Source organism: Frankia alni ACN14a (genome assembly GCF_000058485.1).
Lineage (GTDB): Bacteria > Actinomycetota > Actinomycetes > Frankiales > Frankiaceae > Frankia > Frankia alni.
The window spans coordinates 193,131-217,270 of record NC_008278.1 but is presented as its reverse complement, the minus strand read 5'-3'; the positions used below and the strand labels follow the sequence as shown (position 1 = coordinate 217,270).

Here is a 24,140-nt window from a genome sequence, read left to right as displayed (position 1 = left end):
CGAGCGCTACCGGGGCCGGGCCACGGGCGTCGCGAGCGGTACGGGCCGCGCCGGCGGCGCATACCGGACGGGGTTCAGGTCGTGGTGCAGCGACTCGTCGGGCGGCGCCGCGTCCGCGCGCGGTGCCGCCGCGTCCAGGCCCTGCGCCCGCAGCGCGGCGGCAAGCTCCTCGGCGCGGGCGAGCCGGATGTTCTCGGCGCCGACCTCGTCGTAGCTGAGGATCTTCAGGTCACAGGCCGGGGCCGTCTCGGCGGCCGAGACGTCGACGACGACGACACCTCCGTCGGGGTGCGTGACGCGGGCGAAGAAGGCGTTGCGGTCGTCCTCGCCCGCGTAGGTGTGGTCGGCCAGGGCGAAGCCGCTGTCGACGAGGGTCTGGACGACGACGTCGGCCACGTTGACCCGCAGCTGGGAGGCGAGCTGGTTCAGCGCGGCCCGCTCGACGATGTCGGCCAGGCGGGCCTCCAGCTCCGGCGCGCGTTCCTCGACGATCTCGCGCAGCTCGTCCGTCGTCACCTCGCGGGTCGTCACCTCGCGCCCGGCCCGGGGCCCGGCCCCGGGGCTGTCGTCGCGCACCTCGGCGAGCAGCGTCTCGACCTCGGCGCGCAGGGCCGCCAGCTCACCGTTCGACCAGTGGTCGACGTCCAGCGTGACGTCCGCCATCGGCCGGCCGTCCTCGTCGAGGGCCGGCTGGACGCCCTGCTCCTGCGCGATCCGGCCGACCAGCAGCAATGCCTCGTTGGCCGCGTCGCGGGCGGCGTGCCACTCGCGGTCGGTCACCTCCAGCTCGTACCGCAGGTCGGACAGGCCGTCGTAGGCCCGCTGGGCGGCGGTGAGCGCGGCCTCGCCGAACCCGTCCGTGACGTTCTGGCGGGCCGTCGCGACATCACGCTCCAGCCCGGCGAGCCGTCCCGGCCGGAAGCGCTCGGACGCCAGCGTGTCGCGGATCAGGGTGGCCAGCCCCTCGGCGTCGGCGATCCACTCCCGGGCCGCGTCCCGCGCCCGGCTCCGCTCGTCACGCAGGGCATCGACATCCGCGCGCAGCTCGTCGACCGCCTTCTGGCGGGCGGCGCGCTCGGCCTGGATCGCCGCCCGGAACTGCCGCTCCTGGGCGGCGAACGCGTTCTCGGTGTCCGTCCGCAGGCCGGCAAGGTCCTGACGCTGCCGATCCAGCCGGACCTGGGTCTCGCGCTCGAACCGGCGGGCCCGGGCCGACAGCTTCGCGATCTGGCGCTCGGCCGCGCGGGCTCGTTCCTCGACCGGCCGGATCGCCGCCTGTGCGTCCCGGCGGGCCTGCTCGCGGACGCCCTCGACCATCCGGGGCAGGTCGCGGCGCACGTCGCGCAGCCGCGCCGCCGCCCGCTGGGCCTCGGCCCACGCCGTCTGGTCGACCGACACATAGGTCCGCTTCACGCCGCTCATCGGGCACCTCCGCTTGTCAGCGGCGGGACCGGCCCGCGCTGGCACCTGTGGATGGTCATCAGTGCTGGTGGTGCTGGTGGTGGTGCTGGTGCTGGTGCTGGTGGTGGTGGTGGTGGTGGAGATGGTGCTGCTGGTGGTGATGGCCGTGGCCGCCGCCGGCCGCGGGGGCCTCCCGCGGGATCGGTCCGCGCCGGACGCGGTCGAGATCGCGCAGCGCGACCTCGGCCGGCATCGGCCCGGGCGCCGGGTCGGTGACCTCGAGCCCCTGCGCGCGCAGCACGCCGGCGAGCGCGCGGGCCCGGTCGGCCCGGATGTCCTCGGCCCCGACGTCGTCGTAACTGAGGACCCGCAGTTCGCATGCGCCCGGATCGTCCTCGGCCGGCGACACGTCGACGACGACGATCCCGCCGTCGGGGTGCTCGACGCGGGCGTAGAAGCCGTTGCGGTCGTCCTGGCCGGCGTAGGTGTGGTCGGCGAGGACGAAGCCGTCGCCGACGAGAGTCCCGACGACGGCGTCGGCGATCGACACCCGCAGCTGGGAGCCGAGCTGGGCTGTCCCGGCCGCCTCGATGACCGCGGCCAGGCGCGCCTCGTAGGCCGGCGCGCGGGTCTCGACCACCTCGCGCAGGTCGGCCGGGTCCAGCCGCCGCGCGCCCCCGGCCGGCCCAGCCGACGAGCCCGGCCCGGCCAGCCCAGCCAGCCCGGCCGGCCCTGGCTCGTCGGCGCGGACGTCGGCGAGCAGGGTGGTGACCTCGGCGCGCAGGGCGGTCAGCTCGCCGCGGGACCAGCGGTCGACGTCGAGGGTCACGCCGGGCAGCGGGTCGCCGTCCTCGTCCAGCACCGGCTGGACCGCCCCGCGCTCGAGAAGGTCCACGACGATCCCCAGCGCGTCGAGCGCCCCGGCCCGCAGCGTGCGCCACTGCCGGTCGAGGTACTCCACCTCGACGCGCAGGTCGGACAGTTGCTGGTAGACGCCCTGCGCCGCGGCCAGCGCGGCCTCGGCGAAGCCGGCTTCGACGTTCTCGCGAGCCCGGCCGAGGTTCCGCCCGAGCGCGGCGAGCCGGCCGGGGGTGAATCGCTCGTGCGGCAGCGTGGCGCCGATCAGCTCGACGAGGACACCGGCGTCGTCGAGCCAGCGTCCGGCGTCCTCCAGCGCCAGGCCGCGCCCGGCCCGCGCCGAGCGGATCTCGGCGCGCAGCGACTCCATCGCCTGTTCGCGCCCGTCGCGTTCGGCCCGCAACGCCGCCCGGAACTCTCGCTGGGCGGCGTCGAACCGCTCGGCGGTCTCGACGCGCAGACCGGCGATCTGGCGGGCCTGCTCGGCGAGCCGGGCGTTGGTCTGGCGCTCGATGTGGGCAGCCGCCGCGGACAACCGCGTGGTCGCCGCCTCGGCCGCGGCGGCACGGGCCTCCACGGGGCCCAGGGCGTCGGCCAGGTCACGCTGGGCGGCTACACGGATCGCTTCGGTCATGGCCTCGGCCTGGCGCTGGGCCTCCCGCGTGCGCTCGGCCACCGCCCGAGCCACCGCCCGCGCGGCCACCGCCGCCTCCCGCGCCGCTGCGGCCTCCCGGGCCGCCCGAGCTGCTCGGGCCGCTTTGGCGGCCCGGGTCCCGCTGCCGGCGAGCGACACGAAGCTGATCTGGACGCAGCTCATCTCTGGTCTCCCGTCTCCACCGATTCGGCAGGCCGGCCGCCCGGCGCCGCGACTGCCGAACCCGCGCCCGACCGGGGCGGGCCGTTGAGGGCTGTGTCCACGGCATCGAGCAGGCCGCGCGGCGGCACGCCGACGACCAGGACATCCCGGGTGCCGAGCCGGATCTCGGCGCGGCGCGGGCCGTCGAAGTAGTCGGCCTCGCCGCGCAGCCGGTCGGTGAGATGGTGGATCCGCTGGTTGGAGCTGCCGCGCAGGCCGCGGTCGTCGTTGAGGGCCGCGACGTACCGCCCGTCGATGAGCACGTCGACCGCGGCGAGCAGGTCGGTGACGCCGGGCGACGGCGCAGCCGCACGCAGGCGCTGCAGCCGGTAGCCCGTGAAGCAGACCAGCGACAGCTCCGGGCGGCGCAGCCGCGCCAGGCGGATCAGCTCGGCCAGGCCCGCCGCCTGCGCCATCGGCTCCCCGCCGGAGAAGGTCAGTCCCTCGACGGCGGGGTCCGCGCACAGCTCTTCGGCCAGGACCTCCGGCGTCACCGCCCGGGCCGGCCGGTCCGGGATCCAGTCCGGGGCGACGCAGCCCGCGCAGTCGAACGGGCAGCCCTGCACCCACACCGCCGACCGGACACCGGGGCCCAGCGCCCGCGTGCCCGTCGCCGTCGCGGCGACGTTGAGCGGAAGGCTGCCGGGCCGGCTGACGCCTGTCACCGCGGCTCGCCGCCGTCCTCGCCGCGTCCCGGCCGAGGCGGCTGGCTCCGGCCAGGGAAGTAGGTTTCCTCCTCGGACAGGTCACGCTCAATCGTGACCTCATCGCCATAACCGTCCAGCGGGACGCCGCTGTCTGGCGCGTCGTAGGCGGCCGGAGCGACATACGTCGCCGGGACGCCGTAGGCGGCCGGCGGGGCATAACCGCCCGGAGCGACCGAGCCGGCCGAACCGACAGAGCTGTCGGTACCTACAGAGCCGTCCGGGACGACCGTCGGAGCGTCGGCGTCGGCGTCGGCGTCGGTTTCCGGCTGCCGGGCACGGTCGATGCGGCCGACCGTGAAACCGTCGATCTCGCGCCCGGCAGCCGCATCGCCGTAGCCAGGCGGTTCGTCGGCCGGTGCCGTCCCGGTCGCCGGCTCCGCGCCGTTGCCTGGCACAGCGCCGTTGCCGGACACAGCGCCGTTGCCGGACACAGCGTCGTTGCGACGCACAGTGCTGTTCACGGACTCCGTGCCGGCCATCGGCGTCGGGGGCACGGTCGTAGGGACGGTGGACGGGACGGGCCCGGTGGGCGCAACGAAGGGGGCCGGGCCGCGGGCGGGACGGCTGCCCGCCGCCGGGCGGGGCCGAGCACCGCGCGGCTGCTCGCGGGGGGCCGGTGGCCACGGGCGGGCGACGCCGGTCCCGGTGTTGTCGGGCGCGGCCTGGTCCCGGGAGGCGAACCGCGGCGGCGGCGACACCGTCGGGCCGGAGCGCAGGTACTCGCCGGGGTTGGCCAGCATCCGCTCCCGTTCCTGCTCGGTCCACAGCGCGAGCGCCTCCTCGGCGAGCGACGCCTGGGCCCGGATCGTCTGTCGGGTCAGCCTCGCCAGCTGGGTGTCCTTCTCCTCGCGCTCGGCCTGGGCCTCGGCCAGCGGGTCGGCGTCGTTGAGCAGGTCCGTCGCGCGCTGGCGGCGGGTGCGCTGCCGGGAGACGTCCAGGTCGGCCCGCTCCTGCAGGGCCAGCGCCTCCTCGTAGCGGGTCGGTCGGCCCAGCGACATGAACAGCTTGAACAGGAGCGGGAAGCACTCGATCGCGGTGAAGAACGCCCACAGCGTCCAGTGCGTCGTGCGCATCGTCGGGTTGTGCTTGGTCAGCGCGCTCAGGGCCTCCATCCGGATCAGCAGGCCGGTGTTGCCGTTGTTCGCCTCCTCTCGCCGCTTCGTGTCCGCGTCCTGGATCGGGGTGAGTCGCGCCAGCTCGGCGCGGTCGGCCTTGACCTTCTGCTGGGCGTCCACGACGGCCTTCGCCTTCTGCTGGGCGATGTTCACGGTCGCCGCCGCACGTGCGGCCTGGAGGCTGGCCTTCAGCGGATCGAGCTGAGCCCCGATCTGGTCCCGCGCGGCCTTGCGCTGGGCGGTGATGAAGCCGTCGCCGTGGACGCCCGTGCTGGCCACGCCGCAGTTGCTGTTGCCGGCCTCCTCGCAGATCACCGCCTCGTTGGCCTGGTCCCACTTGGCCTGCAGCGGGGCGATCTTGGCTTCGAGGCCCTTGACCTGTGGATCGTCCTCGACGGTCAGCGGCGGCCCGCCCGCCGCGATGATCGCGTTCTGCTTCGCCTCGTCGAGCTGCAGCGCCGATATCCGGGTGCCGGTGGAATCGGACTGCGCCTGCGTCGTGATGTCGCTCTGCCGCGTGTGCTGCATCAACGCGACCTGGTCCAGGATTTCCGGCTGGAAGACGCGCAGGACGAACGGGGTCGACACGACGGCGCCGATGAGCAGCGCCAGCAGGAAGCGCGGCAGCAGGAGCCACAGGTTGCCGCGGCTCGCGGTGGCGACCAGCCACCGGTCGAATGCCATGATCGCGGCACCCCACAGCAGGCCGACGATCACACAGGCCACGACGGGCAGCTTCAGGGCCATGTGCACGGCAAACGCCGCGGAGAACCCCGCCATCCCGGAAGTAATGATTACGGCGCTGCCGAGGCCGACAAACTTTGCCCGGTCCGCCCGGAACCGCTCCAGGATTTCCATGTCGGCTGAGGACAACCACAGCGCGAGCTCACCGAATAGCCGGAACGGAGAAGCGAGCCGCTCCCTGAACGTCATGATGCTTGGCGTCCTGTCCTGTTTGCCCGATTTTTGCCAGTGTCCCGGCGAGCGTCGGTGGGTGTTGCGCGGCCGGGCCGGCGGCGCGGCAGGAGCGTCCACATCGGTGGGCCCCAGCCGCGCCCGCCACCGTCGGCGCGGCGACGGCTCGCCCAGAACCACCGGGACGGACGAAGGTTCGCGGCCTGCCAGGCCAGCCGGGGCGGATCACCGCCGTCGGCCGGCCCCGGCCCACGCCCCGCGCCGGCCGGCGACGGCGGGGCGGCGTCGGCCAGCAGCTCGGATGCCCGCGGTACCTGCGGCACCGTGGTCACAGCGCTGCCAGGCCGGGCGCGGCCCAGCGCGCGACCGGCATTCGGCCGCCGCGGCAGCCGTGGATCGGGCGGCTCGAGAGTCCAGACCGGCGGGCTGAACCGGTTGCTCACGCCTCCCGGACCGCGCGCGGCCAGCCGGCGGGAGACGGTGCCGTCGAAGGCGACGAGCGTCGAGCCCTCCGGCGGGTGGATGCCGTACCCGTCGATCTCGACCCGACTGGCGCCGGTCGCGACCCAGCTCAGCTCGTAGACGTCCCCGCGCACGCCAGCCCGCGGCCGGGCGCCCAGGAAGGAGAAGGACGGGACGCCGGGTGGCGTCGGTGTGCTCATCGGCGTGACCCTCCCCGTACGCCGGAACGGGGAATGGCATGCTGCCTCCACGCACGGACCGTCCTGGCCACCGCGACGCGCCGCCACCGCCCGTCGTTCCCCGTTCCGACGACCGATGCCGTCTGCAATGTACACCAATGCGTTTGCGGAAATCCGACCCGTCCGCTCCTGGGCACGTCAACGCGCCGCCTTGCGCCGTGGTGCCCGTCCGTCCTCGTTTCTCGGCCACCTATTTCCGGGCACGAGACCCCCTTCCGGTGCCCCGAGAGCCACGACATCCGGGTACGGGAAACTCAGTTCGTCGGGCGCTGTGAACGTCGCCCCGGCCAGTGCCACCGCCATAGTCTCCGGAGATCTCTGGAGACATCCGGGAAACCCAACTTCCGCCCTGATCCCACCCGGCCGCCGACCGGCCGCCGGCGGTTGAGTGACAATGCTTCCCGCCGATGGCGTGAGGGCCCGGATCGTCGCGGTCGGTCAACGTCGGGGGTGCTGATCGCGACGATCTCCCTGACGCCGACACCGCGGCCGGGACCAGACCGCGGGTGCCCCGGCCGTCACACGCGGCCCAGGCAGGTCGCTACCTGGCCGCGTTGTCGGACGCCCGGCTCGCGCATCCCGCGCTGGGCCGGCTACGTCCACCTCGGATGCTGAAAGAAGCGGTACTACCCCGCTGGGCGCGTTCTAGGATGTTCCTGTGAAGCTCAAGGAGTGGGCCGGGTCGCAGGTCATTGCCTAGGTGACGGCCCACCGCTGGTTCAACGCCGGGAAGCTGCCCGTCCCGGCCCGCACGATCGGCGAGCTGATCATCGTCGGGGATGTCGACCGGACCCCCGCCGCCGGAGAGTCTGTGGCGTACGCCCGTGTCTCGTCCGCGGACCAGAAACCCGACCTTGATCGGCAGGTTGCCCGGGAGCGGGAACCCGGCACGGCCACGGCCGGTCAGACCGGGAGCGCCGACCCGCAAGGGACGGCAGCGTGACCGGTGAACGCCCACGCTCACCGGAACGCAACGGAACGGAGCCGGTAGCCGATGACCGTGACCTTCGACGACCTCGTGACGGACCTTCGTGCCCTGCGGGAGATCGGGCTGGCCGCGGCACGCCGGGTCCCGCTGGCTGCGCTGGAGAAAGCCGTCGGGCTGGTCGAGGAGGCCGAAGCCGATCCCGTCACCATCGAGACGCTGCTGCGCCGAGCGGTCGACGGGCTCGAGCCGGGCCGTCTGCGGGACGCAGCGCGCTATACCTTCGGCCTCGTGCCGGGCACCCGCGACTGGGCGGCCTACGACCGGCGGCGCAAGAGCGCCGAGATCTATCGGGTGGGCACGGACCGGTTCCGCAAGCACTACGAGCGCATCATCGTCGACGAGGTCGCCGACGCGATTCACGTGATATGCCGGGCGGCGGTCGCCGGCGACCGGCCGGAGTCCCCGCGACAACGGCCGCCGGACGCCCATCGCCTCACCAGCTCCCGAACTCTGGATGTCGTCTTCGGCGGCCGCTCGGTGCCCATCTCGGTCCACCACCGGTCGATTGAGCTGATCAGCGGCGTGGACATTCTCGTCTCGCCGGAGAATGTCTATTTCGCGACCGCGACGATGTTCAAGTCGTCGGTCTCGGCCGCGATCCGGCGCCGCGCCGCCGTGCGCGGCCCGGCCGGCGAGGTGGCCGACGACGTCGTGCCGCGCGAACTGGCCGCCCAGTGCGCGCCCGGGCTGGCGGTGGAACCGGGCACCGTCCTCGCCACCAGCGGCGGCGAGCTGCGCCACCAGGGTGTCCGGCGGGTTTACCACGCGGCGGTGGCCTGCCCTCGGGCCGGGACCAACGAGTACGACACCGACCCGGCCGCCGTCGGGCTCGCGGTCGCCAACATCTTCCGGCTGGCCCGGACCGAGAACCGGGCCCTGAACCCGCCGCTCACCTCGATCGCCCTCCCGCTGCTCGGCGCGGGCCGGGGTGGCCTCGACCCGATGACCAGCCTCACCTGGATATGGGGGAGCCTGGAGGTGGAGCTCGCGCGGGACGCCTCGTGGCACATTCACTTCGTGGCACGGAACCCGGAGATCGGCGCGGCGATACTGGCGCACATCCCGCCCGGCGACGAAACGGCGGCCGGTTAGCCGGCTCACTCGACGGGCGGCGCATCAGGGGGCGAAACGGGGCCGCCCAGCTTCTCGATCGCTTCGATGTCCGCCCGGTCCATCTGGGCGAGGATGTCCATCTGCCGCTGGAGCAGTTCGGCCCGCAGTCCTGAGCCCTCGTCCGGGTGCAGCGCGTCCGGCGTCGTCAGGTGATACCGGGCAAGGGCCAGCCGGAGGCTGCGGCTCTCCAGCGACATCCGGACGATCGCCTCTCTCCCGAGGAGCTGGATCAGGCTCTGCGCGGGACGGTGGAAGAACACCGAGACCACCTGCACTGCGGACAGGCCCAGCACCAGCGCCGGCAGGGCCACCGGTATCGTGCCCGGCGCCGCGGCGGCCAGCACCGCCAGGACCACCGCGGCGCCGAGGGTCAGCGCGCCGCAGACGATGAGGAAGACGTTGGTGAGGGTGACCAGGCGCACCGTCGCGTCCAGCCGTCCGATGATCTGCTGCCGGTAGCTCCGCGACTGCGCGTCCTCTGAGGAGACGATCCGCTGCTTCGCCTGGAAGTACTCGGCGTAGTCGGCGAAGGCGACCGCACCGGCGGCCGACTCCAGCTCCTCGTCCTGACCGGGGTCGGTGCCGAGCAGGCGCGCCAGGTCGGACACGCCCTGCATGACCTCGACCCGCAGGACCTTGCGCGCGAAGTCCAGGGCGGCCAGGTGCCGTTCCAGGCTGACGCCGGCGGTGAGCGAGTCGGAGACGACGACCTGGCGCGCCCCGCCGAACGAAGTCCGCAGGCTCTGCAGGAGGAGCTGCACCTTGATGTCGGTGTAGAGCCCGACGACGGCGATGCGGACGTCCTGGTGCCCGCTCGGCGGAAGTATCGCGCCGAGTACCTCTCCCAGTTCCGACCGGTCCAGGCCGGAGGCATCCTCGCGGAGGTCGAACAGGGTGTTGGAATGGACGTGATGGACGATGACCGAGCCGCGGCGGCGGCCGGTCGGGTCGAACGGAGCCGTTCCTGGCCCGCCGGCCCGCGGGCGCGTCCCGGTCGGGTCGAGCAGGCCGACAAGCGCGTCGGGATAGTCCGCGCCCCAGGTCCCGGCCTCGCAGTGGGTGCCGTACTCACTCCGTTCACGATCGTAGTCGTCGCTCGGCACGTGCCAGTCCCGGACGTTGACCAGGTGCAGCACTCCCCGGCCGCCGCCGCCCAGCCGCGCGCCCACGGTCGCCGACAGCATCCGCCCGAGGGGGCCCGACCGCTGCGTGCGCGCGTCCAGTACGCGCCGGCCGCGCCGCAGGCCGAAGCCGCTGCGACTGTCCGGGTGGATCAGCAGCTTGGCCGCCGCATCCTCCGGTAAGTGCAGCCGGCAGTTGAGGTTGAAGAAGAAATCGTTCTGCAGGCACTGCGTGATCAGGATGTGCACCGGTTCCGAACCGTCCATGGATACTCCGCTTTAGGTCGGCGCCGCGCCGGGTCGGCGGCGGGCGCCGGCGGTCGGCGCGCTGGCGCGAAGCGCGCCCTCTCGAGTCAACCGGCCGCTGCCGGGTCTGGGCCGGGCATCAGCCGGGCGGCTCCGGGACGCCTTCACCGCCTACTGCCGGAACTCCTCCCACAATGATCGGGATCGAGAGCCGGCCGCAGACAGCCCGCCACGCCCGGATCAGGCGTCCGGATGGCAGGCCTGCGCCCCGCTGACCGGGAATCCGCCGGTTGCGCCGCCGACCCCATGGGCGGACGTCGACCTACTGGAGGCCAGCACGACGGGAGATCTGCTGGTCATCACCTTCCGGTGGCTGCCAACCGGCCAGACGTTCCCTCATGGCAGCGACCTCTCCGCATTCGACGACGACCCGCGGATGACAGCCGGCATCATCCAATATCAACTGCTCCGGCTACTGCAGTCGCCCCGCTGTCCCGATCCCCCACTCGCGCTGACCGTCGGAACACCAACGGGCCGTGGGTCAAAGCGTGGCGACGAACTCCGCTATCGACAGGCCCGTGTCACGAATGATCCGACGCAGTGTCCCGACCGGATGTCACGGCCCGGATGAACAGGTACGACCGTGAAGCGACCTTCGGCGTTCCTCATCATGTGATGACTTCCCTTGATGCGGACCACCTCGAAGTCGAGCTTCTCAAGGACCTTGACCACCTCCCCGCCAGACAGCACAGGAAGGGGCGGCATCAGGCGACGTCCTGCACGATCGTCAGGACCGGTGGAACACCGAACTCCTCGATGACCAGGCTGACAGCCTCATAGAGATCGGCCACGGCGTCTTCGGGAGTGTCGCCGAGCCCATGCGCCCCACCGCTGGGGAACGACGCATGGGCCGCCCAGGTGCCGTCTTCGGTCTGCTCCAGCTCGTACGGGATCTGGACCATCCGCTTCATGGCGCCGACTGTACGCCGCCAGATGCAGGGCCTGTGGCCTCCCGCGTGGGCTGTTTGTCCGGGCGTCCTCGTGCGGCCAGGATCGCAACGGCGACGGAGCCGACGGCCAGACACCGCCTTCGGGCGGCAGCACCGGGCCCTCGACGAGGGACCAGCGATCCGTACTCGCGACGCTCTCAGTGGGCGACACCTGTCCACATCGGCCATGAGGACCGACACCAGCCCAAGCAACGCCGCGCCCTTGTAGACAGCCGGGCGCGCGAATGGGCTGCCCGCGCCGCGTCGGCGAGCTCGCAGCGGGTAAGCGCGGACGGGGCGCTCACGCTGGTCTCAATCAGCCGGTCGACGGGCTCCCTCCAGGCGCCCCCGATGCGGCCGGCGGCCGTCGGCGCCCGCCGTCGCCGATGCCGACGCATCGCCTTCGCCGACGGGACGACGACGGAGAACATGGCGAGCAGTCCACCGACAGCCGTCGAGACATCGGCGAACAGCCCGCGACGATCACCGTCGACCACCGGCATGGGCCACTCCTTGTGGACCAGACCAGTCCTGAAGCTCGACACACCGATCCGAACGGGGGCATCAAGCTCGATATGCGCGACGAGCGCGCGAAACAGCTGAAGGAGCAGGGAATGCTCGACCCGATGCCGGAATGGATGCGCGACAAAGTCGTCGACCAGCTCATCGATCGCCCGCTCCACCATCGGAATCACCCCTGTGAGCCACGGGCCCACCGCCTTTTCGCCGGCCTGCACACGTTGATGGTCTGCGTCTTCGGGCCCGTGGCCACGACGACCGGCCGGCCGGCAACCTCAAAGCTGGACAAGGACGACAAGACCATGCCGGTCACCGTAGACCCACACGGCGGCGTTCATCGTCCGACCTGGACCCGGACTCTGCGCTGCGCGGAACTGCGTCGCCATGATGGACATTCCCCGCCCCGGCCTCGAATCACGGCCAGCGTTGCTCCACAGTCCGGTGAGCAGGCACATGGTTCGTAGCTACGAGAAAATCCTCGCCATATCGACGAGCCGCTGGGTGGCGAGACTGGTGCTCGACGCCTTCCACCCACATCAGGAAGGCCAGCCTGCGACATCCACAACCTCGCGGGAACCATCCCCGCCGGGATTGGAGCACGCCCTCGGGGGGTTCGGGGGGCTAGGCCCCCCGGCCAGCATAACGGCCCCGGCGAAGCCGCCCAAAGGGCGGCGAGCAGCGAAAGCCAGCGCGTGGGCAGGGGCGGGGTCGAACCGCCGACCTTCCGCTTTTCAGGCCGGTCCCTACCGTCCAGGAACGTCCGCACACGTGCCCTGGCGTCCATATCCGGCCGTTGGAGTACCCCTCTGGTGGCCAGCGTTGCCACCTGCACTGCCACACATCCCTCGCTCCCCAGAGGGCCAGCGCCGCGCCATCGTTCCGCCCCTGTGTGGCAACCGGTACGGAAGCAGCCAGGGCGAAGCAGACAGCCCCACCCCAGAGACCCGCCGACGCCTGGCAGCTGACCACGGCCGTGCGGGTCTCCGATGAGCATCGAAGTGGCAGCGGCGCAGCTGGGATCGGAATGGTATCGTCCTCCCATGGAAGCTGTTGTGGATCAGGCGGGCCGAATCGTGCTGCCCAAGTTCATCCGCGACGCGCTGGGCCTACTCCCGGGCACGAAGGTGGACATCTCGCCTTACGGGGCTGGTGTGCAGGTCGTGCCAGCCGGCAGGACCGCGCGCCTCGTCGAGGAGAACGGCGTGCTCGTGTCGGCCGGCGACACGCCTGTCGATGACGATGTACTGTTCGGCCTCATCGACGCGGGACGCAAGTGACCATTGCCGTCGACACAAGCGTCGCCATTCCTCTGCTTGTCCGCTCACATCAACATCACACGGACGTAGCGCGATGGTGGGACGGACAGCAGCTCACGCTGAGTGGGCACGCCCTGGCGGAGACCTACTCGGTACTCACCAGGTTGCCGGGCGACGCCCGGCTGTCCGGGCCGGACGCCGCACGCCTGCTCGACGCGAGGTTCACGGCGCCGCTGGCGCTGAGCGGCCCGCCCGCCCAGGAAATCCACACGACCCTGAGCCAACTCGGCATCGCCGGGGGCGCCGTGTATGACGGGCTGGTGGCGCTCGCCGCCAAAGCGCATGGCCTGGCCCTCGCGACAAGGGATGCACGCGCGCGTGGAACCTATGATGCGGTCGGAGTCAAGCTGATTCTGGTCGGATGAAGCCGTGCCGGCCGAAAGATCGCCTGCCGCCTCGCCCCCCAGTTATTTTTCAACCGGCGAAGACATTGCACGACACCGAACACCGGGTACTGGAGATACAGGCCAAGCAGCACCTTCCCTGGCTGTGGTCGGTCCAGCGGCCAAATCACTTCCGGCTCGTCCGGGCGGCGAGCGCGACGGCGATGATGAGCGCAGCCCCGTTGAACAGGTCACCGACGTACGACGGTGCGCCGGCGAGCTGGAGGCCTTTCACGCCCACACCTAGCAGGTAGACGGCGACAAGAGTGCCGAGAACATTGACCCGTCCTGACTTGATCTGCGTCGCGCCGAGGAACGCGGCCGAGAAGGCGGGCAGCAGGTAGGGCGGCCCCACGTCGGGACTGCCGAGCCCCAGTTTGGCGGCGAGAATCGCGCCTCCCAGGGCGGACAGGAACCCCGCGAGGATCAGCGAGCGGGCCACCAGGCGGTCCACTCGGAGGCCGGCCAGCCGAGAGGCCTGCGGGTTCGCGCCCACCGCGTAGAAATACCGGCCCACCGGCGTGTACTCGAGGACAAACCACAGGACCAGGGCGATACCAACCAGGTACCACACCGTCACCGGAATGCCCGCTGGTTGCGCGCGCCCGGCCTTGAGTAGATCGGGCGAGAAACCCTTGATCAGCGTCTGGCCATCCGTGATCCAGTAGGAGCCGGCAGCCAGCAGGCTGCCCATCCCCAGGGTCCCGATGAAAGAATTGACCCGAAGTACAATGATGACGAGGCTGTTGACAGCACCAATGACGATGCCAGCAGCAACAGCAGTCAGCACGCTAAGAATGGCATTGACATGATGACCCTGCAGCCACGCCACCAGGCAGACGCTGAACCCTAGAGTCGCAGCGACGGAAAGATCGAAGACTCCGGCGGCGAGCGGCACCACCAACGCGAGGGCGACGATGGCGGCTATCGCCTGGCCGTCCGCGACGCTGCGCGCCGTCTGGCTCGTCAGGAACGTGTCGGGCAGCCAGATGCCGTAGGCGATGATCAAGGCGGCCAGCACGTACAGGCCGCTGAACCGATCGAGGCCCAGCCGCGGAATGATCCGGCCTGAGCGCTTCGTGGGGCCAGCCGAGTCGCGGCCGGTTACTCGCGTCGCTTCCGAAGTTGCCGCGGTGTCGGTGGTGCTCACGTTGTCTCCTTCTGCTTAGCGAGAGTCGCGGCGCTGATATCGTCGGCGACAAGCGGCGCCGTGAGCTCATCGACGACGCGGCCGCTGCGCATTATCAGCACCCGGTCGGCGATCTCTGAGAGTTCTTCGCTGCTGGAGCTGCAGGCGAGCACACCCAGACCGTTCTCGACGGACGCGCGGACGAGTCTGTGCAGTTCTGCCTGCGCTCCGACATCGACGCCCTGCGTCGGTTCGTCGAGGACGAGCACTTTCGGTCCCAGCCGCATCGCTCGGGCGATCATGACCTTTTGCTGGTTACCGCCGGACAGCGAGTCGATCGGCTGCTCCGGACGCGCGGGGCGGATGTCGAACTTCTCCAGCAGGGTGCGCACGTCGGTGCGCTCGGCAGAGCGCCGCAGCAATCCGAAACTGGAGTACGGCGCAAGGTGGGAGATCGTCAGATTCTCACGGACTGAATGGTCGGGGAGCGCGGCGTTCACCGTACGTTCTGCCGGGACGCCCACCACGCCGGCTCTGATGAACAGGTCCGGGCGGTTGGACCGCAGCGGCTCACCGTCAATGGCGACGCGTCCAGTGAAAGGCGCGCTGCCAGCGATGAGCCGAGCCAGCTCGTCGCGGCCCGATCCGGTGATGCCCGCCACGCCGACCACCTCGCCGGCGTGGACAGTCAGGTCGACGTCCTGAACGACCTGACCGCACACGCCACTCGCGGTCAGCACCGGTGCACCGGCGGCAGCCCGCGCGTCACTCCGCACGGCGCGTAGCGCACGGCCGAGCATCAGCTCGATGAGGGAGTCATGGTTGAGTTCGGTCACCGAACGGCTCACGACTACCTCGCCGTCGCGTAGGACGGTCACACGGTCGGCGAGCTCGAAGATCTCCTCGAGATGATGGGAGATGAATATCAGCGCTACGCCCCGGTCGCGGATGAGTCGGAGCAGCCGAAAGAGCCGCTGGATCTCCGCTTTGGGCAGATTGACGGTCGGCTCGTCCAGGACGATGACGTATGTCCGCCCGCCGTGGTCGGACACCGCCCGGGCGACAGCGATGGCGGTTCGCTCGCTGACCGACAGGCGGCCGATCGGCCGGCGGACGTCGATCTCGTAACCGAGCGCGGCCAGCGCCCTGCGCGCCGCCTCATGCTCGGAGCGCCACCGGATACGTCGGCCGAACGCGGTGTCAAATCCCCGGCCGAGGGCCAGATTCTCGGCGCAGTTGAGGTCGTCGATAAGCCCAAGATCCTGGTGCACGAACCGGAGCCCGGCGGCGTGCGAATCGGCGGGTTTACCGAAGGAAAGCTCGTTCCCACCGACTTCAATCACACCGCCCGGCTCCGGGCTGTGGTAGCCCGAAAGGATCTTCACAAAGGTGGATTTCCCTGACCCGTTCTCGCCGACGAGCCCGTGGATCTCGCCTGGTGCGATCTCCAGGCTGATGTCCTTCAACGCCCGGGCCCCGCCGAAGGTCTTCGCAAGGTTCACCACCCGCAGGGCTGGTGACGACGAGTTACTCATCCAGAATCCTCAATCGTAAGCGACCCAGTGGGCGAGACTGCTAGGACAGCAGCCAGAGCTTCTTGTAGGTGTCGGCGAAGTCGCGCACGCCGAGCCAGAAACCCGAGGTGTCGAAGGACGCGCTGCCGATGTTGTCCGACGTGAGCACCTGGGACACCGGGGCGGTGTTCGTCACCGTGCTGATGGGATCGCCGACAGCGGCCCGGACCGCGATGTCCATCTCTCGCCAACCAGCGATCGGCGCCTGATCCTGGGCCCAGAAGACCTGCTTCTTGTCGCGCAGTGCCTGGTACTGGTCGACGCCGGGCAGGTAGCCGCCGATCTTGACCTTGCCGGTCAGCCCAGCCGCCGCCAGCGCCGGCTCGACCCCGGTCAGGGCGTCACCGAAGGACGAGACGATGTAGGTGGTGTCGGGATCGCGCTGCAGCGCGCTGACGACCATGCCGGGCAGCTTCGTCCCGAGGTCGGAAAGCTGGAACGACACCGTCTTGACCTCGCACTTGGGGCACCACGGCTTGAGCTGGTTGGCCAGCGACTTCCCGTAGTAGTCGTCGATGGGGAACGCCGTCGACGAAAGGAGCTGGATGACGTCCTCGCCGTTGCCGTGAGCCGCGATATAGGCGGCTGTGGCCTTCGCCATCAGGTCGGTCGAGTGCAGGTCGCAGTCGACGGCGATGAGCGGGCCGGACGGCTTGTCGGTGATGCACTGTGCGATGATCTTCACGCCCTGGCTCTGCGCGCGGGCCACCTGGTCGCCGAACGCCGACATGTTGTAGCCGGCCTCGAAGATGAAGTCCGGCTTCTGATCGAGAGCCTGCGACATCGCCTTGGCGGCGTCCTCCGCGCCAGTACCAATGACGATCTTTGAATACTTCCAGCCCAACGCCTCCGCGGCGGCCGCGCGTTCCTCGTCGATACGGCGAGCGATGGGCACATTGGCCTCCAGGACGACCACTCTCAGCCCGGGAGGAGCCTTTTTGGTGATCGGCGTCGAGTAGCCGATCCCCGGCGGGGCAGCGACGACCTTGGCCAGGTATTCTGCCGCCTCCGACGACGAGCTGGCCGTGCTCCGCGGTTCGGCGGCGCCAGACGCGCCGGCGGTGTCCGACGAACCGCTCGAGCCACACGCGGCGACGCCCACAAGCACTGCTGCCGCCGCCAGGCTAAGGCCGATCCTCTTTCTCGTACGCACTGCTGTCCTCCGATAGCCCAAAGTGAATGTGGGCAGCCGCCGGCCGCTTCAGCGGCGCTGGTGTCTGGTGTCTGGTGTCAGAACGGTGAGGGCGGTCAGGCCGGTGAGGGCGGTCAGGCCGGTGCGAGGCACCCTCGTGACGTCGAGGACTGTCCCATCGCCTGGTGACCTGTGTCTCAGGTGAAAACACCCGGTTGCTCACGTGTTCGGGGGCGAGCCGCTGTCGCACCGCCCGCCCGACCAGCGCTTACCTCCAGCCGGCTTTGCACCGATATGCGCAGTCGCACCTCGTCACACGCTGTGACTCTTCACGCACGTCCGTCGACGAGTAGGTGCCGGGTCAGGTGTCAGATCAGGTGTTTTCGCGCAAGACGACGGGCGTCCAGAGGGAGACGCTCGTCACATCGACCGGCCCCGCCAGCCGACCACCGAGAGTTGGGAGAACGGTGACCACCACCCCCACCACCGTCCCGGAGAAGCCCGACGTCCTCTCCGCGGAGTTCGCTCGCGACCCGCACACCTATTACAAGATCATGCGTGACTTCTATCCGGTGCTGCACCACGAGGTCAGCGGCTACTACTTCGTCAGTCGGTACGAGGACGTGGCCCGGATCTACAAGGACTCGGTCGGCTTCTCGAACGAGAACTACGCGTTCCAGATGGAGCCCGTCATTGGCAAGACCGTCATCCAGATGGGTGGACGCGAACACGCCATCAACCGGCAGCTCATCACGCCGGCCCTGCGCGGCAACTACCTTGAGGAGCTGCTTCCCCAGGTCGACGAACTGGCGACCGAGATGATCGACAAGTTCCGGACCGCCGGTCGCGTCGACCTGGCGGAGGATTTCACCAAATGGTTCCCGATCAACGTGATCGTCAAGATGCTCGACCTGCCCCGTGAAGATCTGCCGAAGTTTCACGAGTGGTACTCCTCGCTGATGGCGTTCCTCGCGAATCTCACGAACGACCCGGAGATCCATGCCTGGGGAATGCGCACCCAGCAGGAGTATCCGGCCTACATTCTGCCGATCATCGCCGAGCGTCGGCGGAATCCCGGTACCGACCTGATCTCGCGCCTCACCCAGGCCGAAATCAACGACGAGCAGTTCTCCGACGAGCAGATCAAGGCCCTGATCGGCCTGCTGCTGATCGCGGGTGGCGAGACCACCGACAAGTCGATCGCGAGCACGCTCAAATATCTGATCATGCACCCTGAGCAGCTTGAGGCCGTCCGCCAGGACCCCTCACTCGCGACCCGCGCGCTGGTGGAGACGCTTCGCTACCACCCACCCGTGCAGATCATCCTCCGCACGACGACCGACGACGTCGAGGTGGCGGGAACCGTGATCCCGGTGGGGAGCGTCGTCGGCTGTGTCAACGGCGCGGCCAACCGGGACGAGCGTCGGTTCGATGACCCTGACACATACAACATCTTCCGCACGGACATCAACATCAGGCAGGCCTTCGCCGGTTCGGCCGACCACATCGCCTTCGCACTCGGCCGCCACTTCTGCGTCGGCTCCCTGCTGGCCAAGCGCGAGGCCGAAACGGCCATCAACCAGATCCTCGCCGCGATGCCGGACATCCGCTTCGCGGACGGCATCGAACCCACCGACGCGGGCCTGTTCACCCGCGGTCCCGAATCTCTAATCGTGGAGTTCACTCCCGCCAGCTGACGGCTCCCTCGCGAGCAACCGTCCTTCCTCTCGGCAAGGGCCCCTCTCGGCAAGGACAGGCTATGACTTCCACCATCGAAAGCCCCGCTCTCACGTCCAGCGAGGTCTCGGTCCCACATTATCGGCTGTTCATCGACGGAGAATGGGTCGACACCTCGGAACAGTACGTCATCGTCAATCCCGCAACGGAGGAGACGGTCGCCACGGCGGCCAAAGGTGGCATTGACCAGGCGGACGCCGCCGTCGCGGCGGCCCGCCGTGCGTTCGACCAAGGCATCTGGCGCAGTCTTCCGCCGGTGCGCCGCGCGGCGGTTCTGGAAGCCGTGGCCGACGCTCTCGAGGCTCGTTCCGAGGAGCTGGCGGCGACGGCGACGCGCGAGGGCGGCGCGCCGCTGTACCTCTCCATGGGCCTGAATGCGATCACGCCGGTGTCCAATCTCCGGTACTTCGCCGAGCTGGCCCGCCGGTACCAGTTCGAGGCTCCCGGGCCGGTCGTCGGCGGCATCGCGCACGGGGGCGTCATCCGCAGGGAGCCGATCGGCGTCTGCGCGGCGATCGTGCCCTGGAACTTCCCGCTGGCCCTCGCGGTCTGGAAGATCGGCCCCGCCCTCGCGGCGGGCAACTCCGTGGTTCTCAAGACCGACGAGAAGACCCCGATCGGCGCCCTCGAACTGGCGCGGGAGCTGCAGGCCGCCGGTCTGCCGGACGGCGTGTTCAACGTCGTCACCGGGGACGGCGAGGTCGTCGGCGCCCACCTCGCCGCCCATCCCGATGTCAACAAGATCGGCTTCACCGGCTCGTCCGAGGTCGGCCGGAAGGTGGCCGAGGCCGCGGGCCGGAGCAACCTCAAGCGAGTCACGCTCGAGCTGGGCGGCAAGGGCCCGAACATCGTGCTGGCGGACGCCGACATGCAAATGGCGGTCGACGGCGCGATCTGGGGCTTCCTCATGCACGCCGGACAGGCCTGCGAGTCCGGGACCCGCCTGCTGCTGCCGAGTTCGGTCCACGACCGGTTCGTCGAACGGCTGGTCGACCGGCTGGCCACAGTCAGGATCGGCGACCCGCTGGACCCCACCTCCAACCTCGGCCCGCTGATCAGCGCGGCGCAGCGGGACCGGGTCCTCAGGTACGTCGAGCTGGCCCGCGTGGAGGGGGCCACCGTCGCGTGCGGCGGGCGCGTGCCCGCGGGCACCGACAAGGGGTACTGGGTCGAGCCGACCGTCCTCACCGACGTCACGAACGACATGAGGGTCGCTCGGGAGGAGATCTTCGGCCCCGTCCTGTGCGTCCTGCGTTACGACACGGTGGACGAGGCCATCGAGATCGCCAACGACAGCGACTTCGGCCTGGCCGCCGGCGTCTGGAGCAGCAACGTGGACGCCGCACTGGACGTGGCCCGACGGCTGGAGGCCGGGTCAGTCTGGATCAACGATTTCCACATGGCCAACGAGAACTACCCGTTCGGTGGGTTCAAGCAGAGCGGGGTGGGTCGCGAACTCGGCGTGAACGCCCTCGACGCCTACACGGAGGCCAAGTCCATCCAGATCAGCATGGAGCCGGACATTCAGAAGCGGGCCTACGGCCTCGCACTGTCCACCCCCGCCCCCGCGTGGGGCGACTGATGCGTCGACACGCGTAGCCATCCACCTGAAGCAGGAGAGGGACCACTGACGTGAAGACCAAGGCCGCAGTCCTCTACGAGGCGGGCAAGCCGTTCGAGATCGAGGAGCTCGAGATCGTCAAGCCGGGGGCCGAGGAGGTGCTCGTCCGCTACGACTACTCCGGCCTCTGCCATTCCGATCTCCACATGGTGAAGGGCCACCTGCCCTTCCGGGCCCCGATGGTCTTCGGCCATGAGGGAGCCGGCGAGATCCTCGAGGCCGGGTCCAACGTCACCGGTTTCCATCCCGGCGACCACTTCGTCGCTTCGTTCTACCCTGTGTGCGGCCGGTGCCGCTGGTGTGCGACCGGCAACTCCCGACTGTGCGACCTCGGCGCGAACGGCCTGGAAGGCTTTCTCCCGGGTGGCCGCTTCCCCTTCAGGGGCAACAGCGGCGAGTACGGCTCGATGATGACGCTGGGCACCTTCAGTCAGTACGCGACCGTGCACCAGAACTCGATCGTCAAGATCGACGACGACCTCCCGCTGGACAAGGCGGCCCTCGTCGGCTGCGGGGTGCCCACCGGCTGGGGTTCCGCGGTCAACTCGGCCGAGGTCCGGCCCGGTGACACCGTGGTCATCTACGGCATCGGCGGCATCGGCACCAACGCGGTCCAGGGTGCGGCCTACGCCGGCGCGCAGCACCTGATCGCCGTCGATCCCGCGCCGGACAGACGGGAGAGCGCGAAGCGCTTCGGGGCGACGCACACCGCCGCCACGGCGGATGAGGCACTCGAGCTGGTCACGCAGCTCACGCGCGGGGTCGGCGCCGACAGCACCATCATCACGGTCGACGAGCTGACCGCCGAGGTCGTGTCGCAGGCCACCGAGGCGACTTCCAAGGGCGGAACCATCGTCATCACGTCGATGGGTCAGTACGAGGGCGAGACGATCAAGCTCTCCGGGGTTCAGCTGGCACTCTGGGGCAAGCGGATACAGGGCTCCCTCTACGGTGGGTGCAACCCCCTGTACGACATTCCGAAGCTGCTTTCCCTCTACCGCACCGGCCACGTCAAGCTGGATGAGCTCATCACGAGCATCTACACCTTGGAGCAGGTCAACGAGGGCTACGACGACCTGATGGCGCACAAGAACATCCGCGGCATCATCGCGCACGAGCACTAGACCGCCGGTGGACATCTCGCCGGGGTGAGGCGGGGATCGACGGGTATTCCGCGCGGTGACGCGCGGGATCCCGTCCCTCGCCGGGTATTCCGCCGCAATCCCGTCGACTCGAGGTGGTGAACGGTCGCAGGCTTCTAACGCCCGGACTCGACCGGCTCTCGGCGTGCCATCCACACGGCGACCTGGGAGCGGGAGCGGAAGTTCAGCTTGGCCAGGATTCGGTTCACGTGGCCCTCGACGGTGCGTCGCGAAATGGTGAGCGACCCGGCGATGTCGGCGTTGCTCAGCCCCTGGTAAATCAAGCGGCTGATCTCCCGCTCGCGAGCGGTCAGCGCGTCGCCGTGCGAGCGGTCCGGCGGGACGGTGAGACTGGCCCGGACCGACGACATGTCCAGGACGAAGTCGATGGCTTCCTCGATGTCCAGGGCGAGCCCCGCGGCGAACTCACGCTGAAAGTTCTCGACTCCCGTCGCATGACGGATGCCTTCCACGTACTCCGCCCGTCGCGCCGTCAAGAACGCTGATCCGAACAGGGGCTGTCGCCCGCCCATGGCCCGGCACAGCATGCGACCAATCCCGAGCAGCCGGGCGGCGTACTCCAGCCGTCCCAGGTCGACCGCGTCCCACACCATGACCTCGACGCAGGCTGAAGCGCCCAGCCAGTCACGCAGGGATGCCTTGGCGGTGAGGGCAATACGCAGTGACTCGACGGAACGTGCCGGCTCTCCGGCGAAGTGGTGGACCAGTCCGCGGTTCCAGTGCGCCCAGGAGGCCGCCCACCGCTCATCGTGGGCTTCCGCCTGGGCCACCGCCACGTCGCACTGTCGCCGCCCTTCATCGATCCGGCCGGCGAGAGTGTGGAGCATTGCGAGCTGGGCGCCGCAGAGGATACTCAGCGCCCCGTCCTCTCCGGCCTTCCGGTGGCGGCGCTGGGCGTCCTCGAGCAGCAGCAGGGCGCCCTCGGAGTTCCCGTCCAGCTCTTCGAGCGTGCCGAGGAACTGCATGGCGGTCGCGGCCGCCGAGGCGTCACCGATCGCCCGACCCATGTCCCGGGCCGCCTCCAGGTGAAGCCGAGCGTTGGCCTTGTCTCCCTGGACCATCTCGTACCACCCGAGCACCCACAGGGCCTTTGCGCGCGCCGGCGTCGACTCGGGATTCTCCGCGAGCGCGCGTTGTAACCAACGACAGCCGTCACGCAGGTGGCCACAGGCATTCCAGTAAAACCAGAGCGCACCCGTCATCTCGAGGCCGATCAGCCGCTCCGAGCTCCGCGAGAGGGAGTAGCCGACGGCGGAGCGGATGTTGGGAAGCTCACCCTGAAGCCGCCGGACCGTGACGAGCTGCTCGTCCCCGGTCGAGGTGTGCGTACTTTCCAGCGCCAGACCGAGATAGTGGTCGCGGTGCCGACGACGCCACGTCTCCACCTGTTCACAACGCTCGAGCCCGAAGACGCGCAGGCTTTCCAGAAGCCGGTAGCGTGGGGCGGCTTCGATCACGTTGCAGGTTACGACCGACTTCTCCACCAGATTCCCGATCAGTGGAACAATCTCGTCCCCGGTCAGGCCGTCACCGGCACACACCTCCCGGGCGGCGGCGAGGCTGAAGGACCCGCTGAAGATCGCCAGCCGGCTCCACAAGGCCTGCTCCTGGGGCGTGCAGAGATCGTGGCTCCACTCGATCGCCTTGCGCAGGGTGTGGTGGCGGAGTGGGCCAGCCTCGTTCCCCCGGTCGAGCACGCGGAAGATCGGCACGTCATCCGACAGCATCTGCGGAAGATCGAAGGAGCGCGTGCGGACCGCGGCCAGCTCGATGGCGAGAGGGATGCCGTCGAGGCGGCGGCAGAGCTCACCCACCATCCGGAGCCGGTCGGCGGTGACCACGAAGTCCGGTGCGACCGACAGCGCTCGGTCCAGGAAGAGCTTCACGGCATCGCTGTCGGCAGCGGAGTTCGACGACGGCGCCGGCAGGCTCAGCGGGGGAACCCGCCAGGTGCGCTCGCCGAAGATGCCGAGTGGCTCACGACTCGTCGCGAGAACCCTGACCCCGGGCGCTGCGGGCAGCAGGGCGCCCATCAGCCGCCCGCACGCGGCGAGGAGGTGCTCGCAGTTGTCGAGTACCAGCAGGATGTCGCGCTCCTGGAGGGCCCGGCCCAGGCTCGGCAGCGATTCGCCGCCGCTGTCCAGCGCCAGGCCCAGCGCCGCGGCGATCGCCGCCGTGACCTGGTCGCCGTGGGCGACCTCGGCGAGCTCGACGAAGACGACGGAGTCCACCAGGTCGCCCGCCTGCCGGCGCAGCACCTCTTTGGCTAATCGGGTTTTTCCCACCCCGCCGGGTCCGGTCAGGGTCATCAGTCGCGAGCAGGACAGGAGCTCCGCGATCTGGACGCACTCCTGCTCCCGGCCCACGAAGCGGGTGAGGTCGGCGGGAACGGGAGAACATGTCATGACAGCTCCGACCTGACGCCGCTGAATCTGGTGAGCGCTCGAGACTAGAGCGATGCGGGAAGTTGGTCAACAAGGATTCGAGCGTGCGACCGATAGATCGGTATTCGAGGTGCCAGGTCAGCCGCACCCGCCCTACGCACGATGTTCCTCC

General features: G+C 69.9%; 19 protein-coding genes and 1 pseudogene. 7 read left to right on the top strand and 13 right to left on the bottom strand.

Translation table 11 applies throughout. From position 1 onward, the window contains the following. Positions 1-6: 6 nt before the first annotated feature. Genes FRAAL_RS01000 through FRAAL_RS32285 form a run of 5 tightly spaced genes read right to left on the bottom strand, consistent with a single transcriptional unit; the run spans position 7 to position 6,514 of the window. A complete protein-coding gene (locus FRAAL_RS01000; protein ID WP_041938638.1) occupies positions 7-1,422 on the bottom strand; it encodes a hypothetical protein in 1,416 nt (471 codons plus the stop codon). 58 nt (positions 1,423-1,480) lie between these two features. Next, complete coding sequence (locus FRAAL_RS00995; RefSeq protein WP_041938637.1) at positions 1,481-3,076, bottom strand: serine/threonine-protein kinase; 1,596 nt, start codon at positions 3,074-3,076, stop codon at positions 1,481-1,483. Further along, positions 3,073-3,780: a 4Fe-4S single cluster domain-containing protein gene (locus tag FRAAL_RS00990; protein WP_011601479.1), complete on the bottom strand. Its 708-nt coding sequence runs from the start codon at positions 3,778-3,780 to the stop codon at positions 3,073-3,075. Before FRAAL_RS00990 ends, FRAAL_RS00995 begins: the two co-directional genes overlap by 4 nt. After that, positions 3,777-5,870 (bottom strand): DUF4407 domain-containing protein, encoded by a 2,094-nt coding sequence (locus FRAAL_RS30110; RefSeq protein WP_011601478.1) that lies wholly within the window; start codon positions 5,868-5,870, stop codon positions 3,777-3,779. The genes FRAAL_RS00990 and FRAAL_RS30110 overlap by 4 nt, the downstream gene beginning before the upstream one ends. Then, positions 5,867-6,514: a hypothetical protein gene (locus tag FRAAL_RS32285; protein ID WP_041938636.1), complete on the bottom strand. Its 648-nt coding sequence runs from the start codon at positions 6,512-6,514 to the stop codon at positions 5,867-5,869. Before FRAAL_RS32285 ends, FRAAL_RS30110 begins: the two co-directional genes overlap by 4 nt. Before the next feature lie 739 nt (positions 6,515-7,253). Between FRAAL_RS32285 and FRAAL_RS00975 the strand changes: the two are divergent. Both FRAAL_RS00975 and FRAAL_RS00970 read left to right on the top strand, forming a co-directional pair. After that, a pseudogene (locus FRAAL_RS00975) lies at positions 7,254-7,427 on the top strand (IS607 family transposase); the annotation flags it as partial. A 120-nt stretch (positions 7,428-7,547) separates the two neighbouring features. After that, a complete protein-coding gene (locus tag FRAAL_RS00970; protein ID WP_011601474.1) occupies positions 7,548-8,633 on the top strand; it encodes a macro domain-containing protein in 1,086 nt (361 codons plus the stop codon). A gap of 5 nt (positions 8,634-8,638) precedes the next feature. On the opposite strand, the gene FRAAL_RS00965 is transcribed toward FRAAL_RS00970, so the two are convergent. From FRAAL_RS00965 to FRAAL_RS00955, 4 genes are all read right to left on the bottom strand, one after another. Then, positions 8,639-10,042, bottom strand: a complete 1,404-nt coding sequence (locus tag FRAAL_RS00965) for a hypothetical protein (RefSeq protein ID WP_011601473.1) — start codon at positions 10,040-10,042, stop codon at positions 8,639-8,641. Between the two features lie 543 nt (positions 10,043-10,585). Next, positions 10,586-10,786: a type II toxin-antitoxin system HicA family toxin gene (locus FRAAL_RS31110; protein WP_011601471.1), complete on the bottom strand. Its 201-nt coding sequence runs from the start codon at positions 10,784-10,786 to the stop codon at positions 10,586-10,588. Next, on the bottom strand, positions 10,786-10,992 hold the full coding sequence (locus FRAAL_RS00960; protein WP_041938635.1) for a type II toxin-antitoxin system HicB family antitoxin: 207 nt from the start codon (positions 10,990-10,992) through the stop codon (positions 10,786-10,788). Before FRAAL_RS00960 ends, FRAAL_RS31110 begins: the two co-directional genes overlap by 1 nt. Positions 10,993-11,168: 176 nt before the next feature. Next, complete coding sequence (locus tag FRAAL_RS00955; RefSeq protein ID WP_011601469.1) at positions 11,169-11,747, bottom strand: hypothetical protein; 579 nt, start codon at positions 11,745-11,747, stop codon at positions 11,169-11,171. Positions 11,748-12,515: 768 nt separating this feature from the next. Between FRAAL_RS00955 and FRAAL_RS00950 the strand changes: the two genes are divergently transcribed. Together FRAAL_RS00950 and FRAAL_RS00945 are read left to right on the top strand one after the other, a co-directional pair. Then, complete coding sequence (locus tag FRAAL_RS00950; RefSeq protein WP_231861446.1) at positions 12,516-12,806, top strand: AbrB/MazE/SpoVT family DNA-binding domain-containing protein; 291 nt, start codon at positions 12,516-12,518, stop codon at positions 12,804-12,806. Then, the gene (locus FRAAL_RS00945) at positions 12,803-13,210 is read left to right on the top strand and encodes a type II toxin-antitoxin system VapC family toxin (protein ID WP_011601465.1); all 408 of its coding nucleotides are present in this window, start codon (positions 12,803-12,805) and stop codon (positions 13,208-13,210) included. Before FRAAL_RS00950 ends, FRAAL_RS00945 begins: the two co-directional genes overlap by 4 nt. A gap of 145 nt (positions 13,211-13,355) precedes the next feature. On the opposite strand, the gene FRAAL_RS00940 is transcribed toward FRAAL_RS00945, so the two are convergent. The 3 genes from FRAAL_RS00940 to FRAAL_RS00930 are packed head-to-tail and all read right to left on the bottom strand — an operon-like array spanning position 13,356 to position 17,105. Continuing rightward, on the bottom strand, positions 13,356-14,378 hold the full coding sequence (locus FRAAL_RS00940; RefSeq protein WP_011601464.1) for an ABC transporter permease: 1,023 nt from the start codon (positions 14,376-14,378) through the stop codon (positions 13,356-13,358). Continuing rightward, positions 14,375-15,892 (bottom strand): sugar ABC transporter ATP-binding protein, encoded by a 1,518-nt coding sequence (locus FRAAL_RS00935; protein ID WP_011601463.1) that lies wholly within the window; start codon positions 15,890-15,892, stop codon positions 14,375-14,377. Before FRAAL_RS00935 ends, FRAAL_RS00940 begins: the two co-directional genes overlap by 4 nt. A 40-nt stretch (positions 15,893-15,932) precedes the next feature. Then, the gene (locus tag FRAAL_RS00930) at positions 15,933-17,105 is read right to left on the bottom strand and encodes a substrate-binding domain-containing protein (RefSeq protein ID WP_157891943.1); all 1,173 of its coding nucleotides are present in this window, start codon (positions 17,103-17,105) and stop codon (positions 15,933-15,935) included. 425 nt (positions 17,106-17,530) lie between these two features. Between FRAAL_RS00930 and FRAAL_RS00925 the strand changes: the two genes are divergently transcribed. From FRAAL_RS00925 to FRAAL_RS00915, 3 genes are all read left to right on the top strand, one after another. Continuing rightward, positions 17,531-18,760: a cytochrome P450 gene (locus FRAAL_RS00925; protein WP_011601460.1), complete on the top strand. Its 1,230-nt coding sequence runs from the start codon at positions 17,531-17,533 to the stop codon at positions 18,758-18,760. A gap of 62 nt (positions 18,761-18,822) precedes the next feature. Continuing rightward, complete coding sequence (locus FRAAL_RS00920; protein WP_011601459.1) at positions 18,823-20,382, top strand: aldehyde dehydrogenase family protein; 1,560 nt, start codon at positions 18,823-18,825, stop codon at positions 20,380-20,382. A 50-nt stretch (positions 20,383-20,432) separates the two neighbouring features. Beyond that, entirely contained in the window at positions 20,433-21,545 is a 1,113-nt protein-coding gene (locus FRAAL_RS00915) for a Zn-dependent alcohol dehydrogenase (RefSeq protein WP_011601458.1), read from the top strand. A 134-nt stretch (positions 21,546-21,679) separates the two neighbouring features. Here FRAAL_RS00915 and FRAAL_RS00910 read toward each other — a convergent pair whose 3' ends face one another. After that, entirely contained in the window at positions 21,680-23,989 is a 2,310-nt protein-coding gene (locus tag FRAAL_RS00910) for an ATP-binding protein (protein ID WP_011601457.1), read from the bottom strand. Positions 23,990-24,140 lie beyond the last annotated feature (151 nt).

Bases quoted from the DNA above. Each gene is read 5' to 3' on its own strand.
- FRAAL_RS00970 (WP_011601474.1), top strand. From the start codon at position 7,548: ATGACCGTGACCTTCGACGACCTCGTGACGGACCTTCGTGCCCTGCGG.
- FRAAL_RS00935 (WP_011601463.1), bottom strand. From the start codon at position 15,892: ATGAGTAACTCGTCGTCACCAGCCCTGCGGGTGGTGAACCTTGCGAAG.
- FRAAL_RS32285 (WP_041938636.1), bottom strand. From the start codon at position 6,514: ATGAGCACACCGACGCCACCCGGCGTCCCGTCCTTCTCCTTCCTGGGC.
- FRAAL_RS00910 (WP_011601457.1), bottom strand. From the start codon at position 23,989: ATGACATGTTCTCCCGTTCCCGCCGACCTCACCCGCTTCGTGGGCCGG.
- FRAAL_RS30110 (WP_011601478.1), bottom strand. From the start codon at position 5,870: ATGACGTTCAGGGAGCGGCTCGCTTCTCCGTTCCGGCTATTCGGTGAG.
- FRAAL_RS31110 (WP_011601471.1), bottom strand. From the start codon at position 10,786: ATGCCGCCCCTTCCTGTGCTGTCTGGCGGGGAGGTGGTCAAGGTCCTT.
- FRAAL_RS00950 (WP_231861446.1), top strand. From the start codon at position 12,516: ATGAGCATCGAAGTGGCAGCGGCGCAGCTGGGATCGGAATGGTATCGT.
- FRAAL_RS00965 (WP_011601473.1), bottom strand. From the start codon at position 10,042: ATGGACGGTTCGGAACCGGTGCACATCCTGATCACGCAGTGCCTGCAG.
- FRAAL_RS00960 (WP_041938635.1), bottom strand. From the start codon at position 10,992: ATGAAGCGGATGGTCCAGATCCCGTACGAGCTGGAGCAGACCGAAGAC.
- FRAAL_RS01000 (WP_041938638.1), bottom strand. From the start codon at position 1,422: ATGAGCGGCGTGAAGCGGACCTATGTGTCGGTCGACCAGACGGCGTGG.
- FRAAL_RS00995 (WP_041938637.1), bottom strand. From the start codon at position 3,076: ATGAGCTGCGTCCAGATCAGCTTCGTGTCGCTCGCCGGCAGCGGGACC.
- FRAAL_RS00920 (WP_011601459.1), top strand. From the start codon at position 18,823: ATGACTTCCACCATCGAAAGCCCCGCTCTCACGTCCAGCGAGGTCTCG.